The organism is Treponema sp. UBA7570, from assembly GCA_002477955.1.
Classification (GTDB): domain Bacteria; phylum Spirochaetota; class Spirochaetia; order Treponematales; family Treponemataceae; genus Treponema_D.
On the sequence record DLLE01000037.1, the window covers coordinates 228 to 7,457 of the forward strand.

7 protein-coding genes are annotated in these 7,230 nt (G+C 38.4%); 4 read left to right on the forward strand and 3 right to left on the reverse strand.

Annotation, left to right across the window (positions count from 1 at the left end):
• Positions 1-276: 276 nt before the first annotated feature.
• The gene (locus B4N75_RS04545) at positions 277-1,365 is read right to left on the reverse strand and encodes an AI-2E family transporter (RefSeq protein ID WP_296706679.1); all 1,089 of its coding nucleotides are present in this window, start codon (positions 1,363-1,365) and stop codon (positions 277-279) included.
• Positions 1,366-1,555: 190 nt separating this feature from the next.
• Here B4N75_RS04545 and B4N75_RS04550 point away from each other — a divergent pair, with 190 nt between their 5' ends.
• A complete protein-coding gene (locus tag B4N75_RS04550; protein ID WP_296024880.1) occupies positions 1,556-1,942 on the forward strand; it encodes a hypothetical protein in 387 nt (128 codons plus the stop codon).
• Positions 1,943-1,950: 8 nt separating this feature from the next.
• Positions 1,951-2,718 (forward strand): tRNA threonylcarbamoyladenosine dehydratase, encoded by a 768-nt coding sequence (locus B4N75_RS04555; protein WP_296666734.1) that lies wholly within the window; start codon positions 1,951-1,953, stop codon positions 2,716-2,718.
• 157 nt (positions 2,719-2,875) lie between these two features.
• Here B4N75_RS04555 and B4N75_RS04560 read toward each other — a convergent pair whose 3' ends face one another.
• Positions 2,876-3,655, reverse strand: coding sequence for a MetQ/NlpA family ABC transporter substrate-binding protein (locus tag B4N75_RS04560; protein ID WP_296024886.1), 780 nt, complete (start codon positions 3,653-3,655; stop codon positions 2,876-2,878).
• 545 nt (positions 3,656-4,200) lie between these two features.
• Between B4N75_RS04560 and B4N75_RS04565 the strand changes: the two genes are divergently transcribed.
• Together B4N75_RS04565 and B4N75_RS04570 are read left to right on the forward strand one after the other, a co-directional pair.
• On the forward strand, positions 4,201-5,358 hold the full coding sequence (locus B4N75_RS04565) for a trans-sulfuration enzyme family protein (protein ID WP_296666732.1): 1,158 nt from the start codon (positions 4,201-4,203) through the stop codon (positions 5,356-5,358).
• A 156-nt stretch (positions 5,359-5,514) separates the two neighbouring features.
• Entirely contained in the window at positions 5,515-6,690 is a 1,176-nt protein-coding gene (locus B4N75_RS04570) for a MalY/PatB family protein (RefSeq protein WP_296706681.1), read from the forward strand.
• A 20-nt stretch (positions 6,691-6,710) separates the two neighbouring features.
• Here the strand turns inward: B4N75_RS04570 and B4N75_RS04575 are convergent, their stop codons facing one another.
• The gene (locus tag B4N75_RS04575; protein ID WP_296024893.1) at positions 6,711-7,136 is read right to left on the reverse strand and encodes an RrF2 family transcriptional regulator; all 426 of its coding nucleotides are present in this window, start codon (positions 7,134-7,136) and stop codon (positions 6,711-6,713) included.
• Positions 7,137-7,230 lie beyond the last annotated feature (94 nt).

The following is a 7,230-nucleotide window of genomic DNA, read 5'->3' on the forward strand; positions in this document are numbered from 1 at the left end:
AAAAAATCTCGTAAATTCAAATTTGGTAAAAAACGAAATTCTTGAATTTTATGAAAAAATTGAAGAGGGTAGGGCGGAACTTCAAGAATTGAGCTTGAAAAGGAAATTGCCGAGGCGAACCGGCAGATTTGAAGCATAAAAAATCGACTGGCAAAGTTGATTCTGCTGTTCACAAGAAAATTATTCTGGCGAGCAAGATAACCGTTCTGTTACAAATATGAGCGGCGGATTGAGAGAAATTGACCGGTTCTGGAATTACAAGGCAAAAAATGTGATTTAGTTGCTTTTGTTTCCCAAAAAAACGGCAATGGGTTTTAGATAGGAAATGTTTTCGCAGACAATTTTTATTATAACCATTAAAGGAACTGCAAGAATCATTCCCAAAATTCCCCAGAGCCAGCCGGCAAGAGAGAGCGAAACAAGAATAACAAACGGCGAAATGCCGAGGTTGTCGCCTTCAATTTTTGGTTCAATTACGTTTCCAAGAATCATATTTACGGCAATAACCCAAATTCCGATTATAATTGGAGCGACCGGAGATGGATAAAACTGTATGATTGAAAAAAGTATTGTGATTGCGCAGGAAGCTATTGAGCCAAAAGTTGGAATAAAATTTAAGCAAAATGCCAAAAATGCCCAGACTAGAGGGAAGTCCATTCTTGTAAGTGCGCATGCGATAAAAATGAAAATTCCAGTAAAAAGCGAAATTACGAATTTAATCGAGATGTAATGAGTTGTGTCTTTTATGATATTGTGCACGATTTTTATAACGCGCAGGTTGTGTTCGTTTGTAAATGCGAGCCGAACCTTGTGCTTGGTCTTTTTGAATTCTGCAAGCAGAAAAATTGACAGCAAGACTACCAAAAAAAGAGTTTTCATAAAAACTACGACAGAACCAGTAAAGACAATTGCAAGAGATTTTAAATATTCAAGAATATTGAACTGGTTGTTTAAATTTGCAAAAAGAGAGGCTTCTTCATCAAAATTTAAAAGCGCAAAAAATTTAGAATTTGGATGGGTTTCGATTGCAAGGCGGATTGAATCTTGAATTGCATTGAAACGTTCTTGGTAGCGTGGAATTGCAAGAACAATTGCCTTAAAGCTTGCCGTAAGAATGTTTACGACAAGAAAAAAAGCGATAAAAAACGCAAGGTAGACAATTACTGTCGAAAGCCACCATGGAAGTTTTATAAAAAGGCAGAGGCGCTTTATAAGAGGGTAAAAAACAAGGGACAGCAGAACTGCAAGTACGACAGGCTTAAAAACATCAGCCATTACTTTAAAAAGCATTCCGCACAGAATTGTTAAAAAGAATAAAAGGATGAAAAAAATTCCTTTTAAAAATTTATTGGTTTGATTTTCCATTTGTTTTTTCCTTTAGGGTAGTTTAGTAGAGTCGTTGCCTAAATTCAATTGGTCGTTGTAAAGCGCAACGTTAATTTTAAGATTTAAGGCGAAGGTTGAGTTTAAAAAAACAGCTTGCAAACCTGGCAAGGTTTGCATTTTTCTATGATTGATAAAACTCAAAGTTTGAAGTATAAAGTTTAGAATAATTATGAATGAAGAAGACAAATTTTTATTAAAGACGTTGAAAAAAATATATTCGCAGATTTTGAATGAGCGGACGGATATTTTGCGTTCTGACGGAGAAAATGCACGGATTGCAGCGGAATATGACGATTCAATTGAGCGATTAAAAAGGCTTTTGCCTAAAATTCACGAAGTTTTAGATATTTACAGGCTTGAAGAAGAGGATTTTGTTTTTATTATCGAAACTTTAGAAATGTACTGCGAAAGTTTTATAATTGACGGACGAACTCAAGATTCAAAAGAACGCGATGAAAAAGAATTTGAAGAATTGCAAGATTTTCTGGATCAGTTTTATGATGACGAGTCTGACGAAGATGAAGAATCTGATGAAAAATTTGGGGATGAAGAATAGTTTTGTTTATGAAAAACCAGTTTGAAAGAATTTGCCTTACTTTTGGCAAAGACAGAATGGAAAAAATTTTTGCTTCAAGAGTGATTGTTTTTGGAATTGGCGGAGTTGGAAGTTACGTTGTTGAAGCTCTTGTCCGTTCTGGAATTGGCGCAATTGATATTGTTGATGATGATACTGTTTGCCTGTCAAATATAAATCGTCAGCTTTTTGCGCTTCATTCGACGCTTGGAAAAAACAAGGTCGATGTTGCTGAAGAGCGGATTTATGACATAAATCCAGACTGCAAGGTTACAAAGCACAAAGTTTTTTTTATGCCGGAAACTGCCGGCCAGTTTGATTTTTCTGTTTATGATTATGTCGTTGATTGTATTGATACTGTAACTGGAAAACTTGCGATTATTGAAAAGGCAAAAGAAGCCGGAGTGCCGGTTATAAGCAGCATGGGAGCCGGAAACAAGGTTAATCCTTCTTTGCTGGAAGTTGCTGATATTTCGAGGACGAGCGTTTGTCCGCTTGCCAGAGTTATGCGCAATGAACTTAAAAAACGCGGAATTAAACGGTTAAAATGCGTTTTTTCGACAGAAAAAGCAATTCCTCCGAAAGAAGATGAATTTAATTCTGATGAAATTGAAGAAAAAAATTGCATGCATTTAAAAAAACAGACACCTGGCAGCAATGCTTTTGTTCCGTCTGTTGCAGGCCTTATGATTGCAGCGGAAGTTATAAGGGATTTGACTGATTTTTTTGTGACGAATCTTTTTAAGAACGGAAAATAATTTTTTTAAGGAAAATTTACGCCTGATTGGAGCAGCGCGCAAGCGTTGCAAAGAAAACTGTGATTAAAAATCACGGTTTTCTTTGCAATGGAGCGAAAAGCGGAACTGCGCAAAGCAGGTTAGACCGCAGAATTTCGTCCAAATTTAAAAGCCTTTTTTAGAAAACTGTAACAACTTCGCCGTTTGGGTATTTTTTGTTGATATATTCTTTTACTTTTTCGCTTTCGATTGCCTTGATGAGGGCTTTGATTGCAGGCTTGTTTTCGTTGCCGGCTTTTACTGCGATTACGTTTACATAAGGTGAAGATGAGCCTTCAACAAAAAGTCCGTCCTTTTTTGCAGAAAGTCCTGCTGGAAGAGCGTAGTTTCCGTTGATTACAGCGGCGTCAACGTCGTCGAGCACACGTGGGAGCGAAGCGGCTTCGATTTCTTTGAATTTAAGCTTGAGAGGATTCTTTTTAATGTCAAGTGGCGTTGCTTCGATACCTGCGCCTTCTTTCAAAGTGATAAGTCCTGCTTCCTGAAGGAGCAAAAGCGCGCGAGCTTCGTTTGTAGGATCGTTTGGAATTGCTACTGAAGCTTTCTTTTTGAGGTCTGAGAGCGACTTGATTTTGTGAGAATAAATTGCAAATGGCTCAACGTGAATTCCTGCCGCGTTTACAAGGTGATAGCCTCTTTCTTTGTTAAACGATTCAAGGTATGGAATATGCTGAAAGTAGTTTGCGTCAATGTCGCCAGATTCTACTGCATCGTTTGGTGTTACATAATCTGTAAATTCGATTACCTGAAGGTCGATTCCCTGCGCCTTGAGATCATCTTTTACAAGGTTGAGGATTTCTGCGTGTGGCTCTGGAGTTGCTCCAACTTTGAGAACTGTCTGTGCGTTTACTGCAACTGCTGCGAGTAAAGCCGATGTGATTGCCAGGATTTTTTTCATATCTTACATCTCCTTTGTCGATATTTTGATTGCCGATAGATATACTAGGTAATAATTTTTATGTCAAGCGTCAAAAAAATTATTTCTAACCAGCATTTATAAGAAAATGTAGCAAACTTTTTGAGCTGCGACAACTGTTAGCAGAGTTGCTGCAAGTTTTGCGATTTAATGCCATTATCGGGCTTGACCCGATAATATACTGAAAATTTCCAACAGATTCCTGGCTGAGTTTGCTGCGTAAACATGCATGATTGGCAGTTTACAAAAATTTACAGGCCTATCGACAAAAAATTATTTTTTTATTAAAGTGGAAACATCTTTTTTTGGAGGTGCATGAAAAATGGCAGTTTATTTTGAAAAACTTGTACGCCAGAATTTCCGCAACGGTGTCATGCGCCTTTCTTCTCGTGCCCTTTAATTTTTAACAGATTAAATTTCCTGCTTTTTAAATTTTTCCGGGCAAATTCTCTTTTTTTTATTTATTCTTTTTTTGACAACAGGCTTATTGTTTTTTTAGCCGTGCTGTCTTTTGTTGCGGAGTTTTTATGGAATTTTCAAATTATTGTTTTGATACGCTTTGTGTTCAGGGTAATCCAGAGGCAAAATCTGTGGATTTGTCGGGAGCGATTTCTGTTCCGCTTGTCCAGTCGGCGACATTTGCTCATCCGGGACTTGGAAAATCGACAGGTTATGATTATTCAAGGCTTTCTAATCCGACGCGGAAATTTTTGGAAGAAACGGTTGCTGCTCTCGACGGAGCAAAATTCGGTTTTGCGTTTAGTTGCGGAATGGCTGCTGAAACTGCTTTTTTTAGCATGCTCGAAACAAAAAGCCACATTATAAGTTCGGACGACATTTATGGCGGTTCTCTCAGGCTTTTTAACACAATTGTAAAAAAACAGGGAATTGAAACAACTTTTGTAGACACTTCCAGCCTTGAACAGATTGAAAGAGCTTTTCGTCCAGACACAAAAATCGTCTTTATCGAGACTCCCGGAAACCCGCTCATGACGGTTACAGACATTCAAAAAACCGCAGAACTTGCTCATTCGCACGGAGCGCTTCTTGTTGTCGACAATACTTTTTTGACTGCTTATTATCAAAAACCGCTTGCACTTGGCGCTGACGTTGTAATTCAGTCGGGAACAAAATTTCTTGCAGGACACAATGATGTTCTCGCCGGTTTTGTAACGACAAATAACGAAAAAATTGCCGAAGATATGGCTTTTATAACAAAAACTACAGGTTCAATGCTTGCACCTTTTGACAGCTGGCTTACAATCCGCGGAATAAAAACTCTGACGGTCAGATTGGAAAAACAAAGCGAAAATGCCGCAAAACTGGCTCAATACTTAAAAACTGAAAAACTTGTAAAAAAAGTTCTGTACATTGGATTGCCGGAAACTCCAGGACACGAAATTCACAAATCGCAGGCGAGCGGTTTTGGAAGCATGATTTCGATTTATTTGGACAGCAGTAAAACGGTCGAACGATTTTTGCGCAAAATCCGAATTTTCCGGTATGCGGAAAGCTTGGGCGGAGTGGAAAGCCTTGCAACTTATCCGCTCACTCAAACCCATTCGGAAATTCCGGAAGAAAAACGCAAGCAAAAAGGCATAACCGACACTTTGATCCGGCTTTCTGTCGGAATCGAAAATTTTGAAGACTTAAAAAATGATATAAAGCAGGCTTTGGAAGATTAAAAGCCGGGCGCCCCGGCACAAAGTGCCGGCCGGGCTTTGCAGGGTTCTGGCTTTCGCCTGCATTGCTCCGCTTCGTTCCGCAACGGCTTTGCCGCCCTTCCAATCCCTGGCGCATTTTTAAAAACTAAAAATAAACTTATTTATTGGAGAAAAAAAATGACTTTTGATTTTGATAAAATTACAGACCGCTCTAATACAATGGCAATAAAATACGATTTGGCAGAAGCCCGCAATAAACCTATTGACGTGCTCAGTCTTTGGGTTGCCGACATGGACTGGCCGACAGCTCCATGTGTTACAGATGCGCTAAAAAAGCGCTGCAATCACGGAATTTTTGGCTACAGCTGGCCAGATTCTCGCTATTACGATGCGTTAAAAAAATGGTATAAAAACCGGCACAATTTTGAAATCAAAACAGAATGGGTTGTTAATACTCCTGGAGTTGTTTTTGCAATTTGCATGGCAATACGCGCATTTACTTCTGAAGGCGATTCTGTTCTTATTCAGAGGCCGGTTTATTATCCTTTTTCTAAAGCAATTAGCAATCAAAAAAGAAAACTAGTGAACAATCCATTGGTTTTAAAAAACGGACATTACGAAATTGATTTTGAAGATTTTGAAAATAAAATTGTTTCTGAAAAAGTAAAGCTTTTTATCCTGTGTTCGCCTCACAATCCTGGCGGAAGGGTCTGGAAAAAAGAAGAGCTTTTAAAATTGAGCCAAATATGCTTAAAACACAATGTTTTGGTTATAAGCGATGAAATTCACTGCGATATAACTTTTGAAGGTCATAAACACACAGTTTTTGCGCTGCTTTCTGAAGAAGCCGCTCAAAATTCAATTATCTGCAATTCTCCGAGCAAAACTTTTAATTTGGCAGGACTTCAGTTTTCAAACATTGTAATTCCGAACGAAAAATTGCGGAATTCTTTTATAAAAGAAATTGAATGCACCGGCTACGACGAGCCGCCTATTATGGGCATTGAGGCCGCAACTGCCGCTTATTCTGAAGGCGATGAATGGTTTGAGCGGGTTCGTTCGTATATCTGGCAGAATATTTTGTTTGCAGAAAAATACATTTCGGAAAATTGCCCGAAAATCAAGGTTTGCAAGCCGGAAGGCACTTATCTTTTGTGGCTTGATTTTTCGGATTTTGAATTAACGGACTCTCAGATTGAAAACAAAATTCTCAATAAGGCAAAAGTCTGGCTTGACCGTGGAACAATGTTTGGAATTGAAGGAGAGAAGTTTCAGAGAATAAATTGCGCCACTCCAAGAAAAATTCTCGAAGAGGCGCTTAAAGCAATTTGCAGCGAGTTTAAAAATAATTGAACGGAGGATTGAATTTTTAATTAAATTACGTAGTCGAAACCGTTAAATTCGCGGTTTTTTTCGGCAATTTGTTCGAGGGTAATGCTGTCAACGTATTGATTTACTGCTTCGTCAAAACCTTGCCAAAAAGCATCGTTTCCAACGGAAGAAACTGTATTTCCTTCAGAAACACCTTTTGGGCTTAAATTGCCTTCCATTGCCCGCAAAATTTCTCCAGCTGTGTATTGGTCTGGAGATTTTGCAAGTTTGTAACCGCCGTTATTTCCGCGTAAACCGACAACAAGTCCGGTTTTGCTGAGCTGCATTAAAATTTGTTCGGCATATTTTATGCTTAGGTTGTGGCGGTGGCTTAAAATTTTAAGAGCTACGTATTTTGAAGGGTCTTGTTCTGCAAGGTCGGTCATAAGCAAAAGCGCGTATTGACCCTTTGTTGAAATTTTTAACATAGAAGTATCTCCAGGAAAAATTTTTCTAAAAAGGGGATTTTTTAGAAGTGTTATAAAAGTAACCTATAGAATTGGTAGTATTATAGCATTTTTT

What these genes read in the sequence shown, in the direction of transcription:
- B4N75_RS04565 (WP_296666732.1), top strand. Translation starts at nt 4,201, where the DNA reads ATGGAATTTTCAAATTATTGTTTTGATACGCTTTGTGTTCAGGGTAAT.
- B4N75_RS04555 (WP_296666734.1), top strand. Translation starts at nt 1,951, where the DNA reads ATGAAAAACCAGTTTGAAAGAATTTGCCTTACTTTTGGCAAAGACAGA.
- B4N75_RS04570 (WP_296706681.1), top strand. Translation starts at nt 5,515, where the DNA reads ATGACTTTTGATTTTGATAAAATTACAGACCGCTCTAATACAATGGCA.
- B4N75_RS04560 (WP_296024886.1), bottom strand. Translation starts at nt 3,655, where the DNA reads ATGAAAAAAATCCTGGCAATCACATCGGCTTTACTCGCAGCAGTTGCA.
- B4N75_RS04575 (WP_296024893.1), bottom strand. Translation starts at nt 7,136, where the DNA reads ATGTTAAAAATTTCAACAAAGGGTCAATACGCGCTTTTGCTTATGACC.
- B4N75_RS04550 (WP_296024880.1), top strand. Translation starts at nt 1,556, where the DNA reads ATGAATGAAGAAGACAAATTTTTATTAAAGACGTTGAAAAAAATATAT.
- B4N75_RS04545 (WP_296706679.1), bottom strand. Translation starts at nt 1,365, where the DNA reads ATGGAAAATCAAACCAATAAATTTTTAAAAGGAATTTTTTTCATCCTT.